Annotated in this window: 30 protein-coding genes; 17 read left to right on the top strand and 13 right to left on the bottom strand. The window is 60.6% G+C overall.

The window, feature by feature from the left end; translation table 11 throughout:
* The first annotated feature begins 36 nt into the window (after positions 1-36).
* Entirely contained in the window at positions 37-753 is a 717-nt protein-coding gene (gene pth, locus OF122_RS05985; RefSeq protein ID WP_264226899.1) for an aminoacyl-tRNA hydrolase, read from the top strand.
* 1,098 nt (positions 754-1,851) lie between these two features.
* Positions 1,852-2,949, top strand: a complete 1,098-nt coding sequence (ychF, locus tag OF122_RS05980; RefSeq protein WP_264226898.1) for a redox-regulated ATPase YchF — start codon at positions 1,852-1,854, stop codon at positions 2,947-2,949.
* Between the two features lie 24 nt (positions 2,950-2,973).
* Here the strand turns inward: ychF and OF122_RS05975 are convergent, their stop codons facing one another.
* Positions 2,974-4,209, bottom strand: coding sequence for an RNA polymerase sigma factor (locus tag OF122_RS05975; RefSeq protein ID WP_264226897.1), 1,236 nt, complete (start codon positions 4,207-4,209; stop codon positions 2,974-2,976).
* Positions 4,206-4,562, bottom strand: a complete 357-nt coding sequence (locus OF122_RS05970) for a YciI family protein (RefSeq protein ID WP_264226896.1) — start codon at positions 4,560-4,562, stop codon at positions 4,206-4,208. Before OF122_RS05970 ends, OF122_RS05975 begins: the two co-directional genes overlap by 4 nt.
* A 166-nt stretch (positions 4,563-4,728) precedes the next feature.
* Here OF122_RS05970 and OF122_RS05965 point away from each other — a divergent pair, with 166 nt between their 5' ends.
* The 6 genes from OF122_RS05965 (at position 4,729) to OF122_RS05940 (ending at position 9,015) form a co-directional block, all read left to right on the top strand.
* Positions 4,729-5,172, top strand: a complete 444-nt coding sequence (locus OF122_RS05965; RefSeq protein WP_264226895.1) for a DUF305 domain-containing protein — start codon at positions 4,729-4,731, stop codon at positions 5,170-5,172.
* A 5-nt stretch (positions 5,173-5,177) separates the two neighbouring features.
* Positions 5,178-5,825, top strand: a complete 648-nt coding sequence (locus tag OF122_RS05960; protein ID WP_264226894.1) for a hypothetical protein — start codon at positions 5,178-5,180, stop codon at positions 5,823-5,825.
* Positions 5,826-5,894: 69 nt separating this feature from the next.
* Entirely contained in the window at positions 5,895-7,559 is a 1,665-nt protein-coding gene (locus tag OF122_RS05955) for an ABC transporter ATP-binding protein (protein WP_264226893.1), read from the top strand.
* 63 nt (positions 7,560-7,622) lie between these two features.
* Positions 7,623-8,117 (top strand): MaoC family dehydratase, encoded by a 495-nt coding sequence (locus tag OF122_RS05950; protein ID WP_264226892.1) that lies wholly within the window; start codon positions 7,623-7,625, stop codon positions 8,115-8,117.
* On the top strand, positions 8,114-8,665 hold the full coding sequence (locus OF122_RS05945) for a MaoC/PaaZ C-terminal domain-containing protein (protein ID WP_264226891.1): 552 nt from the start codon (positions 8,114-8,116) through the stop codon (positions 8,663-8,665). Before OF122_RS05950 ends, OF122_RS05945 begins: the two co-directional genes overlap by 4 nt.
* Entirely contained in the window at positions 8,662-9,015 is a 354-nt protein-coding gene (locus tag OF122_RS05940; RefSeq protein ID WP_264226890.1) for a DUF423 domain-containing protein, read from the top strand. Before OF122_RS05945 ends, OF122_RS05940 begins: the two co-directional genes overlap by 4 nt.
* A gap of 706 nt (positions 9,016-9,721) precedes the next feature.
* Here OF122_RS05940 and OF122_RS05935 read toward each other — a convergent pair.
* A complete protein-coding gene (locus tag OF122_RS05935; protein WP_408636311.1) occupies positions 9,722-10,132 on the bottom strand; it encodes a winged helix-turn-helix transcriptional regulator in 411 nt (136 codons plus the stop codon).
* Positions 10,133-10,219: 87 nt separating this feature from the next.
* Between OF122_RS05935 and OF122_RS05930 the strand changes: the two genes are divergently transcribed.
* Positions 10,220-11,062 (top strand): SDR family oxidoreductase, encoded by an 843-nt coding sequence (locus OF122_RS05930; RefSeq protein ID WP_264226889.1) that lies wholly within the window; start codon positions 10,220-10,222, stop codon positions 11,060-11,062.
* Positions 11,063-11,092: 30 nt separating this feature from the next.
* On the opposite strand, the gene OF122_RS05925 is transcribed toward OF122_RS05930, so the two are convergent.
* From OF122_RS05925 to petA, 5 genes are all read right to left on the bottom strand, one after another.
* The gene (locus tag OF122_RS05925; protein WP_264226888.1) at positions 11,093-11,626 is read right to left on the bottom strand and encodes an adenine phosphoribosyltransferase; all 534 of its coding nucleotides are present in this window, start codon (positions 11,624-11,626) and stop codon (positions 11,093-11,095) included.
* Positions 11,627-11,702: 76 nt separating this feature from the next.
* The gene (locus OF122_RS05920) at positions 11,703-11,906 is read right to left on the bottom strand and encodes a hypothetical protein (RefSeq protein WP_264226887.1); all 204 of its coding nucleotides are present in this window, start codon (positions 11,904-11,906) and stop codon (positions 11,703-11,705) included.
* Positions 11,907-12,035: 129 nt separating this feature from the next.
* Complete coding sequence (locus tag OF122_RS05915) at positions 12,036-12,860, bottom strand: cytochrome c1 (protein WP_264226886.1); 825 nt, start codon at positions 12,858-12,860, stop codon at positions 12,036-12,038.
* Positions 12,861-12,882: 22 nt separating this feature from the next.
* The gene (locus tag OF122_RS05910; protein ID WP_264226885.1) at positions 12,883-14,136 is read right to left on the bottom strand and encodes a cytochrome b; all 1,254 of its coding nucleotides are present in this window, start codon (positions 14,134-14,136) and stop codon (positions 12,883-12,885) included.
* Between the two features lie 14 nt (positions 14,137-14,150).
* A complete protein-coding gene (petA, locus tag OF122_RS05905; RefSeq protein WP_264226884.1) occupies positions 14,151-14,675 on the bottom strand; it encodes a ubiquinol-cytochrome c reductase iron-sulfur subunit in 525 nt (174 codons plus the stop codon).
* Positions 14,676-14,903: 228 nt separating this feature from the next.
* Between petA and OF122_RS05900 the strand changes: the two genes are divergently transcribed.
* The 3 genes from OF122_RS05900 to OF122_RS05890 all read left to right on the top strand — a co-directional run bounded on the left by OF122_RS05900 (position 14,904) and on the right by OF122_RS05890 (position 16,634).
* Complete coding sequence (locus OF122_RS05900) at positions 14,904-15,392, top strand: tRNA (cytidine(34)-2'-O)-methyltransferase (protein WP_264226883.1); 489 nt, start codon at positions 14,904-14,906, stop codon at positions 15,390-15,392.
* A gap of 85 nt (positions 15,393-15,477) precedes the next feature.
* Entirely contained in the window at positions 15,478-16,374 is an 897-nt protein-coding gene (gene hemF, locus OF122_RS05895) for an oxygen-dependent coproporphyrinogen oxidase (protein WP_408636310.1), read from the top strand.
* 74 nt (positions 16,375-16,448) lie between these two features.
* Positions 16,449-16,634 (top strand): DUF1059 domain-containing protein, encoded by a 186-nt coding sequence (locus tag OF122_RS05890; protein WP_264226882.1) that lies wholly within the window; start codon positions 16,449-16,451, stop codon positions 16,632-16,634.
* Positions 16,635-16,639: 5 nt separating this feature from the next.
* On the opposite strand, the gene OF122_RS05885 is transcribed toward OF122_RS05890, so the two are convergent.
* The 3 genes from OF122_RS05885 to OF122_RS05875 are packed head-to-tail and all read right to left on the bottom strand — an operon-like array spanning position 16,640 to position 19,021.
* Positions 16,640-17,842 (bottom strand): CCA tRNA nucleotidyltransferase, encoded by a 1,203-nt coding sequence (locus OF122_RS05885; RefSeq protein WP_264226881.1) that lies wholly within the window; start codon positions 17,840-17,842, stop codon positions 16,640-16,642.
* Entirely contained in the window at positions 17,832-18,461 is a 630-nt protein-coding gene (locus OF122_RS05880; protein WP_264226880.1) for a CoA pyrophosphatase, read from the bottom strand. Before OF122_RS05880 ends, OF122_RS05885 begins: the two co-directional genes overlap by 11 nt.
* 20 nt (positions 18,462-18,481) lie before the next feature.
* A complete protein-coding gene (locus OF122_RS05875; RefSeq protein WP_264226879.1) occupies positions 18,482-19,021 on the bottom strand; it encodes a GNAT family N-acetyltransferase in 540 nt (179 codons plus the stop codon).
* Between the two features lie 367 nt (positions 19,022-19,388).
* Between OF122_RS05875 and OF122_RS05870 the strand changes: the two genes are divergently transcribed.
* Positions 19,389-20,348, top strand: coding sequence for a glutathione S-transferase family protein (locus OF122_RS05870; protein ID WP_264226878.1), 960 nt, complete (start codon positions 19,389-19,391; stop codon positions 20,346-20,348).
* 2 nt (positions 20,349-20,350) lie between these two features.
* Here the strand turns inward: OF122_RS05870 and OF122_RS05865 are convergent, their stop codons facing one another.
* On the bottom strand, positions 20,351-20,815 hold the full coding sequence (locus OF122_RS05865) for an NUDIX domain-containing protein (protein WP_264226877.1): 465 nt from the start codon (positions 20,813-20,815) through the stop codon (positions 20,351-20,353).
* A 92-nt stretch (positions 20,816-20,907) separates the two neighbouring features.
* Between OF122_RS05865 and OF122_RS05860 the strand changes: the two genes are divergently transcribed.
* From OF122_RS05860 to OF122_RS05845, 4 genes are read left to right on the top strand one after another with little or no spacing between them, the layout of a single operon-like run.
* The gene (locus OF122_RS05860; RefSeq protein ID WP_264226876.1) at positions 20,908-21,798 is read left to right on the top strand and encodes a metallophosphoesterase family protein; all 891 of its coding nucleotides are present in this window, start codon (positions 20,908-20,910) and stop codon (positions 21,796-21,798) included.
* 47 nt (positions 21,799-21,845) lie between these two features.
* Positions 21,846-23,180, top strand: coding sequence for a hypothetical protein (locus OF122_RS05855; RefSeq protein WP_264226875.1), 1,335 nt, complete (start codon positions 21,846-21,848; stop codon positions 23,178-23,180).
* A complete protein-coding gene (murD, locus tag OF122_RS05850; protein WP_264226873.1) occupies positions 23,170-24,444 on the top strand; it encodes a UDP-N-acetylmuramoyl-L-alanine--D-glutamate ligase in 1,275 nt (424 codons plus the stop codon). The genes OF122_RS05855 and murD overlap by 11 nt, the downstream gene beginning before the upstream one ends.
* Before the next feature lie 2 nt (positions 24,445-24,446).
* Positions 24,447-24,779 (top strand): DMT family transporter, encoded by a 333-nt coding sequence (locus tag OF122_RS05845; protein WP_408636330.1) that lies wholly within the window; start codon positions 24,447-24,449, stop codon positions 24,777-24,779.
* Between the two features lie 8 nt (positions 24,780-24,787).
* On the opposite strand, the gene OF122_RS05840 is transcribed toward OF122_RS05845, so the two are convergent.
* Positions 24,788-25,066: a hypothetical protein gene (locus OF122_RS05840; protein WP_264226871.1), complete on the bottom strand. Its 279-nt coding sequence runs from the start codon at positions 25,064-25,066 to the stop codon at positions 24,788-24,790.
* Positions 25,067-25,095 lie beyond the last annotated feature (29 nt).

Genomic DNA, 25,095 nt, shown 5'->3' with positions numbered 1-25,095 from the left:
GCTCCTCGCCGGCCCTACTGTTCCCGGAGAGATGCGATGCACCTGATTGTAGGGCTCGGCAATCCCGGCGCCGAATATGCCGCTCACCGGCACAATATCGGATTTCTGGCCGTCGACGAGATCGCCCGCCAGCACAATTTCCCGCCTTTCCGCCAGAAATTCTCCGCCCTCATCTCCGAAGGCGTGATCGATGGCGAAAAAATCATGCTGATCAAGCCCCAGACCTTCATGAACCGCTCGGGCGACTCCGTCGCCCAGACTGCCCAGTTCTATAAGCTCGCGCCCTCCGACATCTCGGTTATCCATGACGAACTCGATCTTGCCCCCGGCAAGGTCCGCGTCAAAACCGGCGGCGGCAATGGCGGCCACAACGGATTGCGGTCCATCGAAAGCCATCTGGGCAAGGACTTTGTCCGGGTCCGTCTGGGCATCGGCCATCCGGGTCACAAGGACCGTGTGCATTCCCATGTGCTCTCCAACTTCCACAAGGCCGATAACGAGTGGCTCGAACCCCTGCTCGACTCGCTCGCCAAAAACGCGGGGTTGATCGCCAAGGGTGACGCGGCAGGGCTGATGAACAAGCTTGCGCTTGCCCTCCCTTCGGCGCCCAAGGCCGCACCGGCGACCGAAAAGCCGGCACCAAGGGCCCAAAGCCACGTCCGGCAAGCGCGCCAATCCGCCCTTCAGAGCAAAGTCCCCGAATCCGGCCCCATGGCCGATATGCTCAAAAAGCTGTTCGGGAAAAAGGACTAAGGCCGCGGCTGGAGTTTCACTGGCGCTCATGCGACTTCCCTTAACCCTCCCGCCAGAGGGGCGATGGAGTCCGTCGGGCCGGTGAGCGGCCTTATTGAGCCAATTGCAGCCGCCAAGAGTATCGGCAAGGCTTGCGTGTCCGGATCGGGTCCGGGACAGTCAGGGACGGGTAGCCCCGGCCTTGCCATCGTCGCCCTCGGTCTTACCCCTCTCCGGCTCCATCCTCACCACTCACCCCACCCCATCATCATCCTCAGGCTCGACCCGCTCTCGATCCAATCACCATCGCCCGCCCCCCCGTCGTCATCCTCGGGCTTGACCCGGGGATCCGCTGCATTGGGCAGCCGGTGAAGAGGTTTGGGAACGGGGAGAGGCCACACGTATCACTTCTGCGGTGCTCAATGGCAGCGCTGTAGATCCCCGGGTCAAGCCCGAGGATGACGCGGGGGAGTGTGAGATGATGGAGAACATCCCACTCCCCATTGTCATTCCGGGATTTATTCCCGGAATCCATCATGATGCGTCGCCACACGCCCCAGCCGCAAAGAAACTTATCCCCGCCCATTCAACCTCCCCCATACTCCCTCTCACGAACCCGCGCATATGGACGCAAGCGCAACGAACGTTTGGGCGGGTTTGGTCCGGGTTCCTTGCGGGTCGCCGCAGGGAAGGCCCAAACGTCACAAGCGCCGGACGGCGTGAACCGGCCGCCTGATCTCGGTTTCGAGGCTGGCGCGATTTTGCTAACGCCGTCGTACCGGGGAAACCCGGAAGGGATTGACCCTAGCCTTCTGAAGGGCGACTAAGCCAAAAACCCCGGGCGCGTGGGGCGATGATCGCTTCATATACTAACTAAACATGCGGAGCGTTCATCGCCCCATGCCGTTCTTCGATCCGTCCTTCGGCCAATCGTGCCGGTGGCACGATTGGAGGTGAGAAGGCCATGAGAGCTAGGCTCGAATGGCGATCATAGCCCGAGGCGATATCGCCGTCGGACGCTTAGGCACGACCAGCTTCTCTTGACTTCTCCCCGCTCCTGCACGAGTTAAGGCCCAACGATTTTTCGAGCGCGTTTCGCGCCATCTCCGAGGTTCCATCATGGGTTTCAAATGCGGCATCGTCGGTCTGCCCAATGTCGGCAAATCGACGCTTTTCAACGCCCTCACCCAGACTGCTGCGGCGCAGGCCGCGAATTTTCCATTTTGCACCATCGAGCCCAATGTCGGCGAGGTGTCTGTGCCTGATGAGCGGCTCGACAAACTGGCCGAGATTGGAAAGTCCAAGGAAGTCATCCCCACCCGGCTCTCGTTCGTCGACATTGCCGGCCTGGTCAAGGGCGCGTCCAAGGGCGAAGGACTGGGCAACCAGTTTCTCGCCAACATCCGCGAATGCGACGCCATCGCCTATGTGCTGCGCTGCTTTGAAAATGACGACATCGTGCATGTGGCGGGCAAGGTCGACCCTATCGCCGACGCCGAAGTGGTCGAAACCGAACTGATGCTGGCCGATCTCGAAAGCCTCGAAAAGCGCATCGGTGGGCTCGAAAAGAAAATCCGCGCCAACGACAAGGACGCAAAGCTCACCCTTGAACTGGTCAACCGCGCCAAGGCGCTGCTCGAAGAGGGCAAGCCCGCCCGCCATACCGAGCGCGCCCCTGACGAGGAAAAGGCGTTCAGGGAACTCCAGCTCCTCACCGCAAAGCCGGTGCTCTATGTCTGCAATGTCGACGAATCCGCCGCCGCGACCGGCAATGAGCACACCAAAAAGGTCGAGGACTACGCCAGGGGGCACGAGGCTCGCACGGTGATCATCTGCGCCGAGATCGAAGCCGAACTGGCCGGGCTCGATGCAGCCGACCGCGCCGATTACCTCTCCTCGCTCGGACTGGAAGAACCCGGCCTTAACAAGCTGATCCGCGAGGGCTACAAGCTCCTGCACCTTCAGACCTATTTCACCGTCGGCCCCAAGGAAGCCCGCGCCTGGACCATTCCCGTCGGCACCAAGGCACCGCAGGCCGCAGGCGTCATCCACACCGATTTCGAACGCGGCTTCATCCGCGCCCAGACCATCGCCTATGACGATTTCGTCGCGCTGGGTGGCGAAGTGGCCGCCAAGGAAGCGGGCAAGGCACGTGACGAAGGCAAGGAATATGTCGTCAAGGATGGCGACGTGATGCTCTTCAAGTTCAACACCTGAAAACCGGCCCGCGGCACATTTGCCTTACCCATCGAACAGAAGCTGGCGGCGCGCCGCGAGGTAAGCGCGCACCGCCGGATCTGCCGTAAGCCCCATGGCAATGCCATAGGCTTCAAGCGCCGTTTCCCGGTCACCCGCATCGGCAGCCAGCCGTGCGAGTCCGGCCCAATAGGGCTGATAAGGCACCATGCGCCGGTCCTGCCCCAGTTGGACGATCTCGGCGAGCACCTCCGCCGCTCCTTCGGTCTGACTGCGGGCCAGCGCCCTGTTGAGTTGGACGACGGGAGAGGGAAGCAAGGCAAACAGCAGATCATAGAGCGAGCCGATCGTCGCCCAGTCGGTTTTTCCGCTGCTGCGCCGTGCGCAATGGACCGACTGGATAGCGGCTTCGATCTGGTAGCGCCCACTCGGCCCGTCCTGATTGGCTGCATGCAGCAGAGCCTCCGCCGGATCGATCGCACGATGGTCCCAACGCGAGACATCCTGTTCGGCGAGCGGAACATATCGGCCCTCGGGGTCGCGCTGCGCATTCATTCGCGCGCTCAGATACAAAAGCAATGCCAAGAGCCCCCTGGCCTCGGGATCGGACGGGACCCGAGCCACGACGCATTGCGCCAGCCAGATCGCCTCCTCCGCCCGCTTTCGGCTGTCGCGCCCGACCCAATCGCTGGTAAACGCCGCATAGATTGCATCGAGCAGCGCCGGCAGGCGGTCGGCAAGGCTGTCGGGCTCGGGCTCTTCGAACTTAAGGCCCAGCTCCCTGATCCGCGCCTTGGCTCTCACTAGGCGCTGCGCCATGGTCGCCGGGGGCATCAGATACGCCGCCCCGATCTCTCCGGCCGTAAGCCCCAACAGAACCTGAAGCATCAAGGGCGTGCGCATCGCCGGCTCGATCCCTCCATCGGTGCAGGCCAGCATCAGGGCCAGCCGCCGATCCGGAAAGGCCGTCCCCGCGCCACCCGAGCCATTCTCGAGTTCACTCGCAATCATTGCCAGATGTTCCTCTCCAGCCTCGGCGACGACCCGGCGGCGCACCGCATCGACCTGCCTGCGGCGAGCCACCGCCACCAGCCAGGCCTCGGGATTGGCCGGAACACCCCGTTCCGGCCATTGCTGCAATGCCGCCGCCAGCGCTTCACCCAGCGCATCCTCGGCACCGGGGATGTCCCTAGTGCGCGCGGCGAGCAGGGCAAGCAGCCGCCCGTAGCTTTCGCGAGCCACGCGCTCTGCCGCCTGCAGTGCCGGGTTCGTCGGCCTCAATATTCGCTCCGGTCGCGGATGCGCCGGACCTCTATGGTGCCCCAGACTGCCGCCGGACAACGCGCCGCCCATTGGCGCGCCTCATCCTCATTGGCCGCTTCGATGATGAAATAGCCGCCGAACTGTTCACGGGATTCCACAAACGGGCCATCCTGGACCTGCGTGTCTCCATCGCGAACCGAAACAAGCGACCCCTTGGAGGCAAAATCGAGGGCTTCGGTGGCGATGAACGCCCCGGCTTTTTCAAGCGCCTGGGCATAGGCCCCCATCTGGTCCATGGCGGCCTTCATCTGCTCGGGCGGAATGGCCGCGCCGGCAACCTCGTCAGCGTGAAGTATGAGCATGTAACGCATAAAATTGGTCCTTTCGACTTTGAAGGCACATCATCGTGCACCCAGATGTCGTCCGGTAAACCGCACGATCGACAGTGCGCGCCAAAAAAATCTCACGGCAACAAGGGCGGTTGGAACGATAGCAGGTCGCTGCCGTTGCACCCAATCAACCCCAGGAGGATCGGACATGAAAGGCTACGGTCGCTTCTTTGCCATGATCGTCACCTCGACGCTGGTGATGTTTGGGCTGATGTATCTCAATACCTACGCCCTCGATCATATCTTTTTCAGTGAAACCCGCGCCTACATGGCCCTGCTGATGGGCGCCACCATGGCTATCGTCATGCTCAGCTTCATGCTGGGCATGTACAAGAACACGTCGCTCAACATTTCCATTTACGCCGTTGCCATATTGGTCTTTGCAGGTTCGCTCTATCTGGTGCGTTCGCAAGCCACCGTCGATGAAGTCTCCTGGATGCGTGCGATGATCCCGCATCATTCGATCGCCATCCTCACCAGCGAAAACGCCAATCTTTCCGATCCCCGCGTGCTCGATCTTGCCAACCGCATCATCGAAGCCCAGCGCAGCGAGATTGATGAGATGAAGGCCCTGATCGCCGATCTGGAGTGAGTGAAATGGCATCTGCGCACAAGGACGTAATCAATGCGCTGCTCGACAAATACGGGCAGACCTATTGCGACGAGTTGCACATCCCCATAGCCGACAATACGCCCTCGCCCCTGTTCCGCTGGCTTTGCGCCTCGATCCTGTTCAGCGCCCGTATCGGCGCGGCCCAGGCCGTCGAAGCTGCCGCCGCTCTGTCCAATGCGGGCTGGACGACGCCGGAAAAGCTCAGGGATGCCACGTGGGAAGAGCGGGTCGACGTGCTCAACAAGAACGGTTACGCCAGATATGACGAGAGCACGTCGCGCATGCTCGGTGAAACCGCCGAACACCTTATCGAAACCTATGATGGCGATCTGCGCAATTTGCGCGAGGAGGCCGGGCAGGATCCGGCCCGGATGCGAACGGCGCTCAAAACATTCAAGGGGCTTGGCGACGTTGGGGTCGATATCTTCTTCCGCGAAGTGCAGACCGCCTGGGACGAACTCTATCCCTTTGCCGACAAAAAGAGTCTCGATGCCGCCCGGGAACTTGGATTGCCGCATACGGCACATGGCCTGGCAAAACACATCGGCAAGCCTGACTACCCGCGACTTGTAACCTCATTGGTCCGCGCCAGCCTCGACAAATCCATCAAGGAGATCAGACGGGCCGGCTGATTGCCGTCGTTGTTCCACAACGGGACGAATCGATTATCGTGCCCTGCCCGATGCGGTAAGAGGCGACCAATGAAAATCGATCTGGCTCTGGTCGCTCCTCCACTCAAGGCCATCCTCGGGCAATATCTGCGCACGGCCAAGCTGATCCTGGCGGTCGTGGTGGTCCTCACGGTCCTGGGCACGCTGACCACCATTGCTGCGCCCTTCGTCTTCTCCCGCCTGATCGATCAGCTCGATCCCGCCAATTTTGCACAGGGCCTGATCTGGGGGTTCATGGCCTATGCGATCTTGATGGGGGCCGCGTTCACCATCCAGCGCATGTCGAGCTTTCTGACTTTCATGACGTCCGAGAGCCTGAACTTCGTCACCTCGACAGCATTTTTCGAGCGCCTCGCCGGCAAAGCGTCCGCGTTCTTTCTCGATCACAACCCGGTCGAAATCGAAACCGCCCAGCACCGCGGGCTCGAAGCGCTCAATATCGTGGTTCAGTTCAGCCTCGCGGCGCTTTTGCCGGGCGGGCTGCAGGTCATCTTGAGCCTTGTGATGCTCGGCACGGTGCTGAGCCCCGACATTGCACTGATCGTGGTGGTTTATGGCATCGCCTATATCGCGCTCGTGGCACGCGCGACACGGAGAACCCGCGCCCATCTCGACGAGGCGATCGAACACTCACAGGCGAGCTCGCGCTTTATCGGCAATGCCATTTCCAGCATGGACACCCTGCGCCAGTTCAGTTCCGCCCGCTGGATGATCGGCCAGTTCACCACCCGCCAACACTCGGCCCACGAGGCATGGCGACGTTATGCGATGACCCATGTGCGCTATGCCCTGCTGTTCGGGTTGGCGCTGGCGGGCCAGTTCGCGCTGACGCTATGGTTGCTCGTACCCCGGGTCGCCCAAGGCAGCCTTACGGTCGGCGATCTTGTGCTGTTCAATTCTCTGCTACTGCAACTCAATATGCCTTTTCAGATGATGGGGCAGGCCATCCAGCAAATGGCGCAATCGTATTCAAAATTCCTGCCCTTCGCCCGCATGTGGCAGGCCCAGGCCCATGACGACTTCGAGCGCGCCGGAGACTTCACCCTCACCGATGGTACAGTAACCTTTGCCGATGTCGGCTATCTCTACCCCAACGGCCGCGGGGTTCAGGGCGCAAGCTTTGTCGCCCGTCGCGGCACGATCACCTACATCACGGGCGATACAGGCTCGGGCAAATCGACACTGTTCAAGCTGCTGCTCAAATCGATGAGCGCACAATTGGGCACCATAACCGTCGATGGAGTGCCCATCGACGCCGTCTCGCGGGCCGACTGGTTCGCCCATGTCGCCGCAGTGCCCCAAGACGTTGTGTTGCTGAACGATACGCTGGCCACCAATATCGTTCTGGGCCGTACCCGTGACGCGGCCCGTCTGCGCCGCGCGGCCGAACGCGCTGCAGTTCTCGGGTTCATCGAGGGTCTGGAGGATGGCTTTGAAACGGTGGTCGGCGAGCGCGGCCTCAAGCTCTCCGGTGGCGAGCGCCAGCGCATCGCCATTGCCCGCGCGCTCTATGCAGACCCCGCCATCGTGCTGCTCGATGAGGCCAGTTCCGCTCTCGATGCAGATACCGAAAGAGAGATCATGGACCAGTTGCGCCTGATCTGTGATCAGGTGACGATCATCGCCATCACCCACAGGCTCAGCGTTATCGCGTCCCAGGATAGTGTTGTCGCGATCGGTGCCGTCGAACCATAGAACAGCCCCTTGCTTCGCCAACGCCCATGGGGCACAATTAATGTTGACGTTAAGGACAACACAGTGACCAATACGATAACCAAAGATCGGCGCCATTTCGAGGATCTGACGGTCGGCGAGACCATTTCCCTTGGGCCGCGCACCGTGAGTAAGGCCGACATCATCGAATTTGCCACCGAGTTCGATCCCTTCCCCTTCCACCTCGATGAAAAGGCGGCCAAGGAAAGCCTGCTGGGCGGGCTGGCCGCGAGCGGCTGGCAAACAGGCGCGCTGTCGCTGCGCATGCTGGTTGACGCGTTCCTCTCCAAGATCGCCTCGATGGGCGGGCTCGGCTTTACCGACCTCAAATGGAAACGGCCGCTGATGAAGGGCGACACGCTGTCGGGCACTGCGACGGTCACCTCCCTCCGCCGCTCGGCCAGCCACGCCAATATGGGCATCATCACGATCGGCTTCGACATGCGTAACCAGAAGAACCAGCAGGTGATGACCCTCAACCTCACCAATCTCGTCGAGGTGCGAGATCCATCCGCCCCCACGCACGAGGCCGCTCAATGACCCGCTGGTTTGAGGACGTTCAGGTCGATCTGCCGTTCGATCTGGGCAGTCATGATTTCACGGCCGAGGAAATTATCCGCTTCGGCAAACTCTACGATCCGCAATATTTCCACGTCGATGCCGATGCCGCAGCTCGTTCCCATTTCGGCGGACTGGTTGCGTCGGGCTGGTACACGGTCAGCGTCGGGCACCGCCTGATGGTCGATCGCCTTGTGGCCGAAGAGGACGTGGTGCGCGCCGAAGGAGGCGAGCCGGGCGTGTCCGGCCCATCGCCCGGCGTCAACCGCATGGATTTCAAGGCACCCGTACGACCGGGGGATACGGTCCGTTTTACCCTCACGGTCACCGGAAAACGCCCCTCGAACTCCATTCCCGGCTGGGGCCTGCTGTTCAACCTGCTCGAGGCGTACAATCAGCATGGCGAACTTGTATATTCGGCCGATCTTGTGGGTTTTTCCAAACGGCGCGACTACCGGATGCCGCTGAAAGTACGGGCGGTGATGGCTCTGGCAAAGGTGCCGGGCCTCAAGACGCTGGTGCGCCGATGAGCCCGCTCGAGCGCACGGCCATCGCCCTTGCGGGCCTGCTCGGCGCGACCGGAATTATGGCTGCTGCAGCGTCCTCCCACGCCGGCGCGGCGCTGCTCGGCCCCTATTCGCTGATTGCGCTGAGCCACGCCCCGGCCATTCTCGCTTTGGCGCTGGCCCCGCTGCCCAGGATATTCAACTGGGCCCTGATTGTCCTCGCGGTGGGCGCGGTACTGTTTTGCGCCGATCTGGCGGTGCGCCATTTCGCCGGTGCATCGCCACTGCCTCTGCTCGCCCCTATCGGCGGCATGACACTGATCGCGGGATGGCTCCTGGTTCTCGTCGGCGGGCTGTTCGGGCGACGCGGTTGACAGGATCATTTTCCTGTGTTTTCTTCCCATCGTAACCAAAGCCGATGATCTGATATCGTAACGCGTCAGCGCAGATGCCCAAGACCTTGCCTGGATTTTTAAAGGCAATGCAGTGGCATGATGGCGACGGTGATGAGTATATCGGATTGCGAGAGTCGGCAATCGGCAGCCAAATGCTTCCGGCCTTCTCCCTCGAAAGACAGCCCTAGATGGACCGATGGCCCAAGCCAGATCGGCTTCAAGAGGCTGTTATAGCACGCTAAAACGCGTGCCAAATTCCGTTCTACACCGACGGCTCTGGTATCAGGGCCATCGCCATCCTCACAGAGCCTCTCGTCAGGACATCTGACGCTGCGCGAATTTTCCAGCCCGCAACCGGCACATGTGACAGCCCAATTCAGGCCGTCCAACCGTGGCCATCCGCAGAAAATTGTTTCTTCACCGAACCTCGTTCGCGTGGACAGGAACGATATTGAAAATAGGATTATCATCCTATACTGGAGATGCCGTGAAAGGTAAGATGTACAAACTCACCGGCACTGGACGTTTTGGAAAGTCCCCTGCCCTCAAGGGCCCGCGCAGCGGCCCGCCCCTGCCAACCAGACGCAAGGAGAGCATAGAGAGTCACCTCCCCAAAGCAGACAATTTGCCGCTGCCCCTGCCCGACAAGCTGCGGGGCAGATAGGGCCAACTTTGGGCCGGCCGGTCAGCCGGCCCGCCTTTCCTCCCAGACGGCGCCAATCCTCGGCATGTTGGTCTCGATCCAGTCGGCCAGGCCGCCCACCTTTTCGGCGGCCTCTCGTCCCAAGGGCGTCAGGCTGTATTCGACATGTGGCGGAACGACCGGATAGGCGCGGCGATCGACCATGCCGTCATCTTCAAGCCATTGCAGGGTCTGAGCCAGCATGCGCTCGCTCACCCCGCCGACCTTCCGGCGCAGTTCGGAGAATCTGTGGGTTCCGTCCAGAAGCGCGATCAGCACCAGAACGCCCCACCGGCTGGTGAGATGTTTGAGCACTTCGCGTGAGGGACAGGCTTCGGCAAACAGATGCCCCCGCTCCATCGCATTCGCCAACGGGCCCTTGGTGAGCGAATTGTCCTTGACGACCATCTTCATACTTACCTTTGCGTACGTACTTACTTTTTGTAAGCGCCAACTTTATATCGATCGACATCACACGACAACAATGGAGTCGATATCAATATGTACGCACTAACCGGAGCCACCGGCCAGCTTGGCCGCATCGTCATTGCAGCGCTCAAGGACAAGGGACTGAGCGACCAGACAGTCGCGCTGGTGCGTGACCCGTCCAAGGGCGCCGACCTGGGTGTTTCCGTGCGCCTGTTCGACTATGACAAACCCCAATCCCTCGAACCTGCGCTCGAAAACGTCGAAAAGCTCTTGTTGATCTCGGGCAGCGAAGTCGGCAAGCGCGTGCCCCAGCACAAGGCCGTCATAGCGGCTGCCGTTCGCGCGGGGGTCAAGCACATCATCTATGCGAGTCTTTTGCACGCCGACACATCCGAAATTCTTCTGGCCCCAGACCACAGGGAAACTGAGGCAGCTCTCAAGGCATCGGGCCTCGATTACACGATCCTGCGCAATTCCTGGTACACCGAAAATTATACCGGCAATCTGGGCGCTGCGCTGGCACACGGCGCCATCATAGGCTCAGCCGCCGAGGGCAAGCTCAATACCGCCAGCCGAGCCGATCTGACACAGGCAGCCGCCAATGTCCTCGCCTCGGATGGACATGTGGGCAAGATCTACGAACTGGGCAACGATGAGCCCTATACGCTTTCAGACCTTGCCGCAGAGGTTTCGCGCCAGTCCGGAAAGCCGATTGTCTATACCAACCTGCCCAAGGCTGAATACGCAAAGATCCTCGAAGGGGTCGGCCTGCCGGCGCCTGTTGCAGATATGATTGCCGACAGTGACGAGAAAGCCGCCGCTGGTGCTTTTGCGGAAAACAGCGGATCGTTGGGCAAGCTGCTTGGCCGCCCGACCCAGACCTTGCAACAGGCCGTCGCCGAAGCGCTCCAGTAACGGCGCATGAGAGCGGTTGAAAGGCCGCTCTCAGTGCCCCTTGAATGTCATAAGGGCTTCGACCGCCACCCCGTGCGCCCGCAACTTGCCGGCGCCACCGATATCGGGCAGATCGATGACGAACCCGGCATGCTCGACCTTGGCGCCGGTACGCCGCAGCAACGAGACCGCAGCGATCGCCGTTCCGCCAGTGGCGATCAGATCATCGATCAACAATACGTGGTCGTTGCCGCCGACCGCATCGGCATGGACCTCAATGGTGTCCACCCCATATTCGAGCGCGTAGTTCTGCCCGATCGTCTCACCGGGCAGCTTGCCGGCTTTGCGCACGGGAACGAACCCGACACCGAGCGCTATCGCCACGCCGGCTCCGAAAATAAAGCCCCGCGCTTCAATGCCCGCAACCTTCGTGATGCCGACGCCGCGATGAGCCGCCGCCAACCGCTCGCAGCTTTCGCTGAACCCGGCCGAATCTTCGATCAACGAAGTGATGTCGCGGAAAATGATGCCCGGCTTGGGATAGTCGGGAATCGAGCGCACGAGCGCCTTGAGGTCGATGGCCATGAAGCAGAGCTCCGCAGGAAAAGGTCAATGGGCTGAGATTAACGTGCAACGCCAAACGTCGTCGGTGCCGACGATCCTAGAAATAGCGATTGGGAGGAACGACCCTTGCCGTCACCTCTCCTGCCTTGCGCGCCGCGCGCTTGGTCGCTTCATAGGCCGCTTGCTTGCGCTCTTTGGAAACGAGCTTCGGCGCCGCCTTTACGGCTGAGCGGACAACGGGACTGCGGCTTGCCGCCAGCGCCAGGAAGGCCACCGTCTTGGCTATTCGAAAAGCCGACATCGTTTTCCTCCCATCGGTTCCGATTGAGATTGCAGCTTCACCATCGCCACAATGGAGAATTTGGCGTTTGCGAACAAGGGCGAAAATTGCCGCAACAAAAAGGGCCCCGCGGGGCCCTTTTCAAATCGCTTAGTGGACGTCGCGCCAGATACGGCGCTTGACCAGATACATCAGGATCGACAGACCGATAAGGAACAGGATCACCACAAACCCTGTCGACTTGCGCGAGACCATGTGCGGATCGGCGGTCCACTGGAGAAATGCCGCAACGTCCCTGGAATACTGCTCAACCGTTTCCGGTGTCGCCTCATCGGAATAGGAGACGATGCCGTCCGAAAGCGGCGGCGCCATTGCGATGAAATGGCCCGGGAAATACTCGTTATAGCTCAGGCCCGGGGCGACCTCGACGCCCTCGGGCGCTTCCTCATAGCTGGTGAGCAGATTGTAGATATAGTCCGCACCAGCCTCCTGATAGGCGGTGAAGTAGTTGAACACCCACCAGGGGAAGTCCATGTGGATGCCGCGTGCTTTCGCCATCAGCGAAAGGTCGGGCGGCGCCTTGCCACCATTGGCCTCGGCAGCAATCTGCTCGGACGGGAACGGATCGGGCCAACGGTCTGCCGGCACACCCTCGCGCTCTCCGCCTTCCGCCATTTCGTCGGCGATTGTATATTCAGCGGCCAGCGCCCGAACCTGATCTTCGCTGTAATGGGGCCCACCCTCTTCGGCGAGGTTGCGGAAGGCGATATATTCCAGGGCGTGACAGCTCGAACAGACTTCGCGGTAAACCTGGAAACCGCGGCGAAGCTGGTTCTGGTCATAAGTGCCGAACACACCGGCAAAACTCCAGTCCTGCTGGTCGGTGTGCGCATATTCTTCAGCGGCCTGCACGCTGGCGCTACCAAGCGCAAATGCCGCAACGGCGAGTACGCCAAGGATCGTCTTTTTAAACATTGTCGTTGTCCTTCGCGCCTTATCAGCCATTAGCCTTGCCAAGCACGCTTTGCGAAATGCTGGCCGGAAGTGGCGCTGGCTTTTCGATGCGTCCCAGGATCGGAAGAATGATGAGGAAGTAGCCGAAATAATAGGCCGTGCAGATCTTGGCCAGCAGCACGTAGATGCCTTCGGCCGGCTGCGCGCCCAGATAGGCGAGCGCAATGAAGTTGATCACGAACAACCAGTAGAACGGGCGGAACAGCGGACGGAAAGCACCCGAGCGAACCTTGGAGGTATCGAGCCAGGGAATCACAAACAGGATCAGCAAAGAACCCGCCATCGCGATGACACCGCCAAGCTTGGAGTCGATGAACAGCACGTTGAAGTCGATGGCGCGGAGCATCGTGTAGAACGGCAGCAGGTACCATTCGGGAACGATATGGGTCGGCGTTACCTGCGGATTGCCCGGAATGTAATTGTCCGCATGGCCGAGAATGTCGGGTGCGAAGAACACGAACCATGCAAACGGGATGAGGAACACGACCAGCGCGAACAAATCCTTCATCGTGATGTAGGGATGGAAGGGCAGCGTGTCACGGCTTTCCTTCACGTCCACGCCGGTCGGATTGTTGTTGCCCGGAACGTGCAGGGCCCAGATGTGCAGCACAACGACCGCGGCGATGATGAAGGGAATGAGATAGTGCAGCGAGAAGAAGCGGTTCAGCGTGGGATTGGCCACCGAGAAGCCGCCGAGCAGCAGGGTTTGGATCGCTTCACCAACCAGCGGAATCGCCGAGAAGATGCCGGTGATAACCGTCGCGCCCCAAAGGCTCATCTGTCCCCATGGCAGCACGTAGCCCATAAAGGCAGTCGCCATCAAAAGGATGAACAGGATCACGCCCAGCATCCAGATGACCTCGCGCGGCGCCTTGTAGGAACCATAATAAAGGCCACGGAAGATGTGGACATAAAGCGCGGCAAAAAACATCGAGGCGCCCACGGCGTGAGTGCCCTGGATGATGCGGCCGAAATTGACGTCACGGCGGATATGCTCCACCGACGCGAAAGCCAGATCCACATGCGGCGTATAATGCATCACCAGAATAACGCCGGTGACGATCTGGACGACAAGCATGAAGGTCAGGATCGCGCCGAAGGTCCACCAGTAGTTGAGGTTTTTCGGCGTCGGGTAATCCATCAGGTGTTCTTTGGAGAACCTGATGATGGGAAGACGGTCGTCGAGCCAGCGCTCGATTCCGGTGCCCGGCGTATAATTGCCAGCGTGATTGGCCATGCCCTCTACTCCCCTTAACCGATCTGCACGACAGTGTCGGACACAAACTCGTAGGGCGGCACGACGAGGTTCTTCGGTGCCGGCCCGCGACGGATTCGGCCCGCAGTATCGTAGTGCGACCCATGGCAGGGGCAGAACCACCCGTCGTAATCGCCCGATTCGCCAACCGGCACGCAGCCCAGATGGGTACAGTTGGCCACCATGATCAGCCATTCCTCATGGCCCTCGAGCACGCGCTCTTCGTCGGTCTGGGGATCCTTGAGCTCGGAAAGCGGCACAGCACGCGCCTCTTCGATCTCGGCCGGTGTGCGGTGCCGGACAAAGACCGGAAGCCCGCGCCACATGATAGTCACCGACGATCCCTCGGCTACCGGAGCAACGTCAAACCGGATCGAGGCCAGGGCCAGGACCGACGCATCGGGGTTCAATTGATTGATGAGCGGCCAGGCGGCTCCCGCCACCCCGACTGCACCGACCGCACCGGTCGCGATGAATAGAAAATCGCGTCGTGTTGCTTTTGTTTCGCTCGCTGTCGCCAAAGCTCTAGATCCCCAAAAGGCCTGCACAAACTTGTTCTGATATCCGCCGGACGCCGTGATTTACACGCATGGGTACGCGAGTCGGGTCCGCCGCCGCCAGGCGGTGCGGATTTTTGGCCTCTTTTTGCACTGTCTCATGGACTTGTCCAGCCTTGGCAAAGGTGACTTGATCGATCTGCGACACTATACCCACCTTGCTTTAACCAACCTATTGCCACGGTCCTGCCATTGCCTATCGCTCTTGCGCTCTATCAGCCCGACATCGCCCTGAACACCGGAACACTGCTCCGACTCGGCGCGTGTCTGGGCGTGCCGGTCCACATCATCCACCCCACGGGATTTCCCTTTTCCCGCGCCGCGCTCAAGCGTTCCGGCATGGACTATCTCGATACGGTCGAAATGATCGAACACGACAGCTACGCCAGATTTGACACCTGGCGGCACGAAGCGGGAAAGCGGCTGGTGCTGCTGACCACAAGGGCCAGCATCCCAGCCCACAAGGCCGAGTACACGGGCGACGACATCCTGATGGTCGGGCGTGAAAGCGCGGGCGTGCCGCCCGAGATCGCCAACGACGCCGAACAGCGGGTCCGCATTCCGATGCAGCCGGCGGCGCGATCGCTCAATGTCGCGGTATCGGCCGCAATCGTTGTGGGCGAGGCCATGCGCCAGACCGGAGGCTTTGAGCGGCTGACTGGCGCGTCCGCGGCAGGCTGACGCATTTGATCCCGGTCAAACGTCTCTGACCGGATGTCACGCATGGTCGAGCCACCTCCAACGTGATACGGACGCCGCACAGACCATGAATATGCAGATATTTGAGACAATGGCCCTACCCCACGACATTGAAGACAAGAAGGCCCGCGCCAGCGCCTGGTTCAAAACCGTCCGCGACGATCTGTGCGCCGCAATCGAGACCCTTGAGGATGAGGTGACCGGCCCGCACGCCGATCTCCCGCCCGGCCGTTTCGAACGCGAAGCCTGGGATCGCCCGGCCGGCGGAGGCGGCGAAATGTCGATCATCAAGGGCCGTGTCTTTGAAAAGATGGGCGTTCACATCTCGACGGTGTTCGGAGAATTTTCGCCCGAGTTCGCCAAGCAGATTCCCGGAACAGAGGAGAGCCCTCAGTTCTGGGCGTCGGGAATTTCAGTGATCGGCCATCCATGGAACCCCAACGTTCCCGCCGTTCACATGAACACCCGTATGGTGGTGACTTCGAACTGGTGGTTCGGCGGCGGCGGCGATCTGACCCCGGTGCTCGACGCCCGCCGGACGCAGACCGATCCCGACAGCATCGATTTCCATGCGGCAATGAAAGCGGCCTGCGAACCACACGCTCAGGTCGACTACCAGCGCTACAAGGATTGGTGCGACGAGTATTTTTTCCTCGCCCACCGCAACGAGCCGCGCGGCATCGGCGGGATCTTTTACGACCGCCACAACAGTGGTGACTGGGATGCCGATTTTGCCTTTACCCAGGATGTGGGCCGGCGCTTCGTCGAGGTCTATCCCCAATTGGTGCGCCGGAATTTCAATACCGCCTGGACCGATGAACAGCGGGAGGAACAGTTGGTACGGCGCGGCAGATACGTGGAATTCAACCTGCTCTATGACCGGGGAACGACCTTCGGCCTCAAGACCGGGGGCAATGTGAGATCCATTCTGTCATCAATGCCTCCTGCCGTACGCTGGCCGTAAAGGAACCCGAGGCGCTTTCATTCGTTTCCCTAAGCTAGACTTCGTGCAACCCGGAAGGATACGGAGGAACAACCATGAAACGATTTGACGGCGGATCGCTGATCCCAGGCGCGACATGGCATGCCACGGCCGAAAGTGAGGCCGAAGTGGTCCGCAAGGCTGTGGAAAAACTCAAGATCGAGCACGGCGAAACTGATGTGCGTCCCGACATGGTCGAACGCATCAAGGAACGCATTTTCGACGTCGGAACGCGTCACTAACGCCGTTAAGTGCGCCGGACAAGGGCGAGAAGCGCTGTCCGGTCCAGCGAAAAGCCCGATTCGATCCAGAGTTTTTCAAGCCTTTGAAGTTCGGCCCCCAGCGCGGGGCCGGACCGATATCCGGCTGAAACAAGATCGGAGCCGGACAAGGGGAATTTGCCAGGGGCGATTGCCCTGACGGTTTCCGACCGCTCCGCCAGCCAGTTTTCCGGCTTGCGATCGAGAGCAGCGACTATGGCGAGGCCGGCTTCCCGGTCATCGGGATATCGATAAGCCAGTTCGCCCAATTTGTCCTGACGTGCCAGTTCGGCAGCCCCGGCAAGGCGGCCGATGCGGGCCGTTGTCGCGTTGGAAAGGCGCCATTTGTCGCGCAGCGATGACGTTGGCGCGCCCAACACGCCCATCAAAGCCAGGCGCATCTCCGCATCGACGGGGACGGCGAACACCTCCATTGCCTCCAAAGCGGCCAAAGCCGGGACGGAAAAGAGTTCCCCCGACAGCACTCCCATGGACGCCATTTTTTCAAGCGTCAGCGCGCACCGGCGATGGGACATCAGCCGCATCATTTCATGCCCCACGCGCTCGGCCGAAAGAGCGCCGAGATCGTCCGCCGAACGCTGGCAGGCTGCGAGCGCGTTCTCATCGAAGCCCTGGTTGCCGTGGCTGACCACAAACCGGAAATAGCGATAGACACGAAGCCGATCCTCGGCGATGCGGACATCGGGATCGCCAATGAACCGGACACGGCCGGAAAGGCAGTCATCCAGACCACCTAACGGATCGAACAACTCGCCTTCCGGTCCGCAATAGAGTGCGTTCATCGTGAAATCGCGCCGGCTGGCGTCCTCGGTCCAGTCGGTCCCGAACACGACCCTTGCCTTTCGCCCGAAGGTTTCCACGTCCCGTCGCAGCGTCGTGACCTCGGCGGTGCGGCCATTGTGGGCCAAGGTTATGGTGCCGTGATCGACGCCGGTGGGATGGACATTCATCCCCGCTGCCCGGCCGCGTTCAGCCACCTGATCGGGCAGCAATTCGCTTGCCATATCGATATCAGGTCGCCCGCCCTCGAACCCGAGCAGTGTATCGCGGACAATCCCGCCGACCATGCGCGTTCTGCCCTCCGCACCATCAAGGCACGCGAAAAACGGCTGCGCCGCCTCGAGCCAGGGCGCGCGCCTGAGCCGCGCCAGGGCGGCCTCACGATTCATTGCGCGGCTCCGTCAGGACACTGTCGCGAAAGCGGCGAGTGAGATTGGCGGTTATCCCCCAGATACGATGGCCATCATGATCGATCTGCCAGCTTTTTCGTTCCAGCCCGCGATAGACGGCGCGAAAGGTGCTGTAGCTTCTTTCATCGATCAGCGTTTCCAGCGGCACTTCGAAAACATCGTCCACTTCGCCCGGATTGGGCACGAAGGGAGCGCGGGGGTCGACGATGGCGACCACCGGCGTGATGAAGTAGTTCGTGCCGGTGTAATAGTAGGGCATGTAGCCAAGAATTTCCGCGTCGTCGCGATGCAGGGCGACTTCCTCGTTAGCCTCCCGCAACGCCGCATAGGCAGCGTCCTGATCCTCCGGGTCGATCCGCCCGCCGGGAAAAGCCACCTGCCCCGAATGCTTGCGCAGGGCTGTCGCCCGCTCGGTGTAGAGGACGTTGTATCCCATGCCGCGCTTGACCAGCGCGATCAGGACCGCCGCCGGGACGGGCACGGCATTGCCCACATCGCTGATGACGAAATCGGCAACCAGATCGGAAGCATCGGGCATGGGTTGGGCGGCCGGCAGGAGCCGGGTCACAATGTCCCTGATGTCACTCTCGCTCGACATTTCGATTTTGGGTCCTGCCCCTAAACCCAGGGCAACACTTCCCCGGCAAGCGTATCCGCCGCATGCGGGTCGCGAGAGTGGACCAGCACGCGCGTCGGATCAACGGGGCCAGGAAAAGTGATGGCGCCGGGCACGGTGCGCACAAAACCCAAAGGGCCATAATAGGCGAAATCGCCGACAAGCAGCACGAAAGCAATGCCCTCCCGCTCGAGCGCGAGATCGCAGACATGAGCAACCAGCGCCCGCCCGGCACCCTGCTTTCTGAATTCGGGATCGGTCATCAACGGCCCGAGCAGGTATCCGTTGATACCGCCCAGGCTGATCGGGGTCATCCGCACACTCGCCGCACGCTGTCCCTTGATTTCGGCGATGTAGGAAAAGTCGGGATCAACCGCGATCCGCTCACGCACCCGGAAGGCGGCACGGGCAAAACGGCCAGGACCGAAGGAAACCTCGTGCAACGCCTCGATCCATGAATCATCGTCCGGCGTTTCGGGCCGAATGGACAGCGCGGCAGGCGTAGGAACAGTGGCAGCCGGGAGCGGCGAGAGTGCGGTCATTGTCAGCAATATCCAGATCGATCAAGGCAATACGACGACGGTCGCGCGGCAAGGCGCGTCCTAAAGTCGTCGAATGTCTCGCTCGATACCGAACATCATGAACCGGACCCGATTACCAGAGCGCGTCCAGATAAAGTGGAAACCATTTTATCGCATCGGACGCGTGACCAAACAAGGACTTGGAGGATTTCTGCGATTCGAAGAAACGCGGAGATACTCTAGCTGAGTGCGGATTTAGCACCCCCAATACCTTCGGTCCATCGAAATCGAAGCCGAACACGGTGTTCGGCTTTCTCCGTCTAATAACTGAGAACAATCCGGCTAGATATGTCGTTATCGAGAAGAAATTGGATAAGGAGAAAAAGCAATGGGCCAGTTGATCGACGGCAAATGGTCGACCCAATGGTACGATACCAAATCGACAGGCGGAAAGTTCAAGCGCTCTGAATCGGCCTTCCGCAATTGGGTCACCGCAGATGGCGCCGCCGGACCGACTGGCGAAGACGGGTTCAAGGCCGAAAGCGGCCGCTACCATCTCTATGTTTCTTATGCATGCCCCTGGGCCCATCGGACATTGATCTTCCGCGCCCTCAAAGGGCTCGAGGACCACATTTCCGTCTCCGTGGTATCTCCCAAGATGCCCGACGAAACCGGATGGGCCTTCACCGGCGATCTTGAATCCGACACCGACATGCTCAACGGCGCCGATTACCTCTGGCAGGTCTATGCCAAGGCGGTGCCTGACTATACGGGTCGCGTCACCGTGCCCGTCCTCTGGGACAAGCAGCGCCAGACCATCGTTTCCAACGAAAGCGCCGACATCATCCGTATGTTCAACTCGGCGTTTGACGGGATCACCGGCAACACGCTCGATTTTTACCCCCACGAGAAGCGCGACGAGATCGACCGCATCAACGCGCGGGTCTATAGCGACATTAACAATGGTGTTTACAAGGCCGGTTTCGCGACCACCCAGGCTGCCTATACCGAAGCGGTCACTGCGCTATTTGACGCACTGGACTGGGTCGAAGGCATCCTGAGCCAGCAGCCATTCCTCACCGGCTCCACACCGACCGAGGCCGATTGGCGGCTGGTCACAACCCTGATGCGGTTCGACGCCGTGTATGTGGGGCATTTCAAATGCAACATCCGTCGCATCGCCGACTACCCCAACCTCTCGAAATATCTCAAGACCCTGTGCGACTGGCCCGGTGTGGCCGCAACCGTGCATCTCGATCACATCAAGACGCACTATTACTGGAGCCACACGACCATTAATCCGACCCGTATCGTGCCGGAAGGCCCGGCGCTCGATTTTCTCGGCTAAGCCTACCAGTTCGGCGAGGGCGCCCTGTTCTCGCCGATTTCTTCCAGCCGCCGCCTGGCGCCCGGGGCCATGGGTTCGGGCAAGTCGCCCAAGGCAAACCAGCCCATCTCGACGATTTCGCGGTTGGGTACGAACCGATGAACCTCGCGCGCGTCGTCGGCAACGTAAAGGGCTACATGGTCGCGATTGGTGTAACCAGTCGAATGGTAGAGCCCGAAAAGCCGCATCGGCCCCTCTATTGCATATCCGGTTTCCTCGAGCACCTCGCGCCGCGCCGCGTGCTCGGCCGTCTCACCCGGATCGACGCCGCCGCCCGGCATCTGCCAACCCGCCACATAGCCGTGGCGCACCAGAAGCACCCGACCATTCACTATCACCGCTGTACGCGCCCCGAGCGTGAGATGGGTATAAATGCCGCGGGCGCGCAACATCGCGCCGAATTTGAACTTTTGCCAACCGCCGGTCATGGGCACTCCTGTTAGCCTACCCATGACAAATTGTGGCAAACGCTGCAATCGGCCATTTTCTTGCCTTAGCCCCCATGCCAATAGTGCGACCGATGATTACCCTCGCCCATATTTCCGACGTCCATCTCGCACCGCTTCCCGCCGTGACCCCACGGGAGCTCGCATCAAAGCGCCTCACCGGCTGGCTCAACTGGCAGCTCAAGCGCCGGGGAGACATGCGTCCCGAAACGCTGATGGCACTGCTTGACCATCTCAAGGCCCACAATCCTGATATGACCGCAGTGACCGGAGACATGGTCAACCTAGCGCTCTATGAGGAAATCAGACGGGCTGCAACATGGTTCACCGGGCTGGGCGGCCCTGAAAAAGTTTGTGCGATACCTGGAAATCATGACGCCTATGTGCCCGGCGCGCTTGAAAAGGCGCTTGGTGCCTATGGCAATTACATGCGCGGGGAAACGCTGGACGATCAGCCTTTTCCCTATGTCCGCCGGCTGGGCATGGTGGCGTTGATCGGGGTATCGAGCGCCGTTGCCACCCCACCGTTCTTTGCCGCCGGCAAGGTTGGGGCAGAACAGATTGAACGGCTGCGCAAGCTGTTGGCGCTGCTTGGCGAGGCGGGCTATTTCCGCATCGTCATGATCCACCATCCGCCCCACCCCGAATTCGCCGACTCCCGGCGGCTCGGCCTCTGGGACGGCAGCGATTTCCGCGCCGTGCTCAAGCAGACCGGAGCAGAACTGATCCTGCACGGCCACACCCACCTTTCCTCCATAAACGCAATCCCCGGTCCGTGCCAGGAAATTCCCGTGGTCGGAGTGGCCGCTGCCTCGGCATCGCCCGAGGGCCACGACGCACCCGGCCGCTACAATCTTTTCCGCATCGAAAAGGTCGGAACCGAATGGACATGCGCCATGCGCGAATATGGCTATCAGCGGATCGGCGATGAGATCGCATTGCGGCTGCAAATGCGCATATATTAGACACCAAGTGATTCAACGCGCCGTATCGAACAGCGCAAGGCGAGAGCGTGAGCCAGATTTCATTCACCATTGATGCCCCGGTTTTCGACCCTTCAACCGGCGAGGCGAGGTTTGGATATCGGCTTGCCGATCACGCCTTCGTCGAGACGCTGCGCTTTCCACTCGAAAACCTGGAGACGGCAAGAGCCACCACTGCGGCTTTTGCCACCATGCTTGATCTGACTGCTGCCGTGCTGGGAGTGAGCTATTTCAAACTGCTCGCGCCTTTCAAGATCGATGCGTCCGCTCTTGCGCTGTCCCAGGCGCAGCAGGCATTCGTGATCGACGTTTACGAAAACGGGCTGGGCGAATTCTACGCCCGCAACGACCTCAAGCGGTTCGGACGCCTGACGATCACCGCCGATGCGCCGCGCGAGGACGATACGCCCCCAACTCTGCCTGCCCGCTCGCTCGTTCTGATCGGTGGCGGCAAGGATTCGCTGGTCAGCGTGCAATTGCTCGAAAGCGCCGGGACCGAAATGAGCCTGTTTGCGGTCAACCCCAAGGGCCCGATCCTGTCCTCCACGGAGCGATCCGGCCTACCCTTCCTTACGGTTGAGCGCGCCCTCGATCCTGAAATGATCGCGCTGAGCCAAAAGCCGGGCTATTACAACGGGCACGTCCCCTCCACGGCGATCAATTCGATGATCGCGGCTCTCGCCAGCCTCTTGTACGGATATGGAAATATCGTGCTGTCCAACGAGCGCTCGGCCAGCGAGGGCAATGTCGAATTCGATGGGCGACAGGCCAATCACCAATATTCGAAATCGATCGATTTTGAACGTGACATCCGCGACGTCCTGTCGACCGCAACATCAGGCATGCTGGGTTATTTCTCCCTTCTGCGCCCCTATTCGGAAGCGCGCATCGCGGCGCTTTTTGCGCGGACGAACCGCTATGACGACGTGTTTTCGAGCTGCAACCGCAATTTCCGCCTCGCTGGACATGACGGCCCGCTCTGGTGCGGGAAATGCCCCAAATGCCATTTCGTCTTCCTGATCTTTGCGCCGCAAATGGAGAGGAGCCGCCTGACCGCCATTTTCGGACAGGATGTCCTCGACAATCCCGAAAACATTGCTCCCTATCGCGAATTGACCGGGCTTTCCGGGCACAAACCCTGGGAATGCGTTGGGGAAATTCTCGAAGCGGCGGCTTGCCTATGGCGCATCTCCGATCATCGAGACTGGCGCGACAGCGCCGTGGTCAAGGCGCTCAAGCCGGACCTCGAAGCGTTTTACGGCCCGGCCCGCCTGCAATCGGCCTATGAGGAGTTCATGACCGACAGCACCGACCACCTCATCCCCGAACACATTCAAAACGCGATTGCACCCCATGCACATTGACGGTCCCGTTCTTTTATATGGCGCTGGCCGCGAGGCCCGGTCCACTGCCGCATTCCTGCGCCGCACCTATCCTGACCTCGAACTGTTCGTGACCACCGATGACGGTGTGGCCGAACTCAATGGCGCAAGCTTCATCCCGCCCGATGAGGCAAATCAGGTTTCGCGCTTCGGAACCATCGTCAAGAGCCCCGGCGTGTCGCTCTACAAGCCGATTTTCGAGGCAGCCCGCGCCGCTGGGGTCAAGATCACATCCAACCTCAACATCTGGGGCGCCCACTTCCGCGAAGGCCGCACGGTCGTTGCGATTTCCGGCACCAAGGGAAAATCTACCACGGCAACGCTGGTCCATCTGATGCTGGAGAAATCCGGGGTCGATGTGGTGCTGGCTGGCAATGTGGGCATCCCCCCGCTCGACGCCGCCGACAGCGCCCAGACGGTGGTGCTCGAACTCTCGTCCTACCAGACGGCCGATATCGACTTTGCTCCCGACATCGCCGCGATCTCCAACCTCTATCCCGAGCATGTGGATTGGCACGGGGGGCTCGATGCCTATTACCGCGACAAGCTCAATTTGATCGCCAAAGGTCCCAAATTTGTGGCGATCGGCCCGCAGGCTGCCACCGTGGAGCGCGTCATCAGCACCATTCCCGCCACGACCAAACGCATTCCGCCGCTCGACATCGATCTTGGCGACGAAATTCTGATGGCCGCGATGAATTCGCGCCTCAAGGGTGCGCACAACCACGACAATGCTCGTCTGGCCGCGGCCATTGCGCTGGCTGCCGGGGCCACAAGGGAGGGAATTTTCAAGGGCATCGAAGCCTTCATTCCCCTGCCCCACCGGCTCGAGGAATTAATGGTCGGCGACATTCTTTTCGTCGATGACTCCATTTCAACCACCCCCGAAGCCACCAAGGTGGCGCTCGCCGCCTACAAGGGCAGAAAAATCGCCCTGATTGCGGGCGGGCACGAGCGCCAGCAGGATTATGCCGATCTGGCCAACCTGATGGGACTGACCAGTGTCGTGATGCTCTGCTCACTGCCGGTCACCGGCCAGCGGCTTGCCCAGGCCGTTCGCGAGAACACTCCGATCCCCATTGCCGAATGCTCGACGCTCGATGAGGCCATGCAGGCGCTCGCCAATGCCGGCCACGTCTTCGATACCGTCATCCTCTCGCCGGGCGCGCCGAGCTACAACCAGTTCAAGAATTTCGAAGAACGCGGCGACCGGTTCAAAGCCCTTGCCCGCCAGCATTTCAGCTAGGAATACCTGTGACCTATGTTTTTTTGCTCTGCGCCATCGTCGCAGAAGTCATCGCCACGTCCGCGCTCAAGGCCGCCAACGGATTTACCAACCTGATACCGTCGGTCATCGTGGCGGTGGGCTACGCTGCAGCGTTCTATTTCTTGTCGCTCACGCTGCGCACCCTGCCGGTCGGCATCGCCTACGCAATCTGGTCGGGATTGGGGATTGTGCTGATTTCGCTTGTCGGCTGGGTCGTTTACAAACAGGCGCTGGATCTGCCCGCCGTAATCGGCATGGCGCTGATTATCGCCGGTGTCGTGGTAATCAATACATTCTCACGGGCGGGACACTGAAAGTGGCGTCAGGCCAGCTTCGAGAAGCTGGCATAGCGTTCTTCGAGCTGTGCCTGCATTTCCTTGACCTTGGCATCCATGCGGGCCTGTACACCCTGCGCGGCAAGCTCGCCCACGCCCTGAATCTGCATGGTCTGCGCGGCCTGAAAGCCGGACACAAGGGCTGCTGAGCTCGCTTGGAACTGCTCCATCATCTCGCGGCGCTTGAGGCGCGCGGCTTCCATCTCATCCCAGGCCGATTGCTTGGGGAGCCAGTTCATCTTTTTGAAACCGGTGACGGTGCTCATGCCCCGATCATGCACCGACGTGCTTAAGA

It is taken from the genome of Pelagibacterium flavum (assembly GCF_025854335.1).
Classification (GTDB): domain Bacteria; phylum Pseudomonadota; class Alphaproteobacteria; order Rhizobiales; family Devosiaceae; genus Pelagibacterium; species Pelagibacterium flavum.
Note: the sequence above shows the minus strand (reverse complement) of the source record. Positions and strands in the feature narration are given on the sequence as shown.

Bases quoted from the DNA above. Each gene is read 5' to 3' on its own strand.
- pth (WP_264226899.1), top strand. From the start codon at position 37: ATGCACCTGATTGTAGGGCTCGGCAATCCCGGCGCCGAATATGCCGCT.
- ychF (WP_264226898.1), top strand. From the start codon at position 1,852: ATGGGTTTCAAATGCGGCATCGTCGGTCTGCCCAATGTCGGCAAATCG.
- OF122_RS05970 (WP_264226896.1), bottom strand. From the start codon at position 4,562: ATGCGTTACATGCTCATACTTCACGCTGACGAGGTTGCCGGCGCGGCC.
- OF122_RS05965 (WP_264226895.1), top strand. From the start codon at position 4,729: ATGAAAGGCTACGGTCGCTTCTTTGCCATGATCGTCACCTCGACGCTG.
- OF122_RS05960 (WP_264226894.1), top strand. From the start codon at position 5,178: ATGGCATCTGCGCACAAGGACGTAATCAATGCGCTGCTCGACAAATAC.
- OF122_RS05955 (WP_264226893.1), top strand. From the start codon at position 5,895: ATGAAAATCGATCTGGCTCTGGTCGCTCCTCCACTCAAGGCCATCCTC.
- OF122_RS05945 (WP_264226891.1), top strand. From the start codon at position 8,114: ATGACCCGCTGGTTTGAGGACGTTCAGGTCGATCTGCCGTTCGATCTG.
- OF122_RS05940 (WP_264226890.1), top strand. From the start codon at position 8,662: ATGAGCCCGCTCGAGCGCACGGCCATCGCCCTTGCGGGCCTGCTCGGC.
- OF122_RS05935 (WP_408636311.1), bottom strand. From the start codon at position 10,132: ATGAAGATGGTCGTCAAGGACAATTCGCTCACCAAGGGCCCGTTGGCG.
- OF122_RS05930 (WP_264226889.1), top strand. From the start codon at position 10,220: ATGTACGCACTAACCGGAGCCACCGGCCAGCTTGGCCGCATCGTCATT.
- OF122_RS05925 (WP_264226888.1), bottom strand. From the start codon at position 11,626: ATGGCCATCGACCTCAAGGCGCTCGTGCGCTCGATTCCCGACTATCCC.
- OF122_RS05920 (WP_264226887.1), bottom strand. From the start codon at position 11,906: ATGTCGGCTTTTCGAATAGCCAAGACGGTGGCCTTCCTGGCGCTGGCG.
- OF122_RS05915 (WP_264226886.1), bottom strand. From the start codon at position 12,860: ATGTTTAAAAAGACGATCCTTGGCGTACTCGCCGTTGCGGCATTTGCG.
- OF122_RS05910 (WP_264226885.1), bottom strand. From the start codon at position 14,136: ATGGCCAATCACGCTGGCAATTATACGCCGGGCACCGGAATCGAGCGC.
- hemF (WP_408636310.1), top strand. From the start codon at position 15,478: ATGAATATGCAGATATTTGAGACAATGGCCCTACCCCACGACATTGAA.
- OF122_RS05890 (WP_264226882.1), top strand. From the start codon at position 16,449: ATGAAACGATTTGACGGCGGATCGCTGATCCCAGGCGCGACATGGCAT.
- OF122_RS05885 (WP_264226881.1), bottom strand. From the start codon at position 17,842: ATGAATCGTGAGGCCGCCCTGGCGCGGCTCAGGCGCGCGCCCTGGCTC.
- OF122_RS05880 (WP_264226880.1), bottom strand. From the start codon at position 18,461: ATGTCGAGCGAGAGTGACATCAGGGACATTGTGACCCGGCTCCTGCCG.
- OF122_RS05875 (WP_264226879.1), bottom strand. From the start codon at position 19,021: ATGACCGCACTCTCGCCGCTCCCGGCTGCCACTGTTCCTACGCCTGCC.
- OF122_RS05870 (WP_264226878.1), top strand. From the start codon at position 19,389: ATGGGCCAGTTGATCGACGGCAAATGGTCGACCCAATGGTACGATACC.
- OF122_RS05865 (WP_264226877.1), bottom strand. From the start codon at position 20,815: ATGACCGGCGGTTGGCAAAAGTTCAAATTCGGCGCGATGTTGCGCGCC.
- OF122_RS05860 (WP_264226876.1), top strand. From the start codon at position 20,908: ATGATTACCCTCGCCCATATTTCCGACGTCCATCTCGCACCGCTTCCC.
- murD (WP_264226873.1), top strand. From the start codon at position 23,170: ATGCACATTGACGGTCCCGTTCTTTTATATGGCGCTGGCCGCGAGGCC.
- OF122_RS05840 (WP_264226871.1), bottom strand. From the start codon at position 25,066: ATGAGCACCGTCACCGGTTTCAAAAAGATGAACTGGCTCCCCAAGCAA.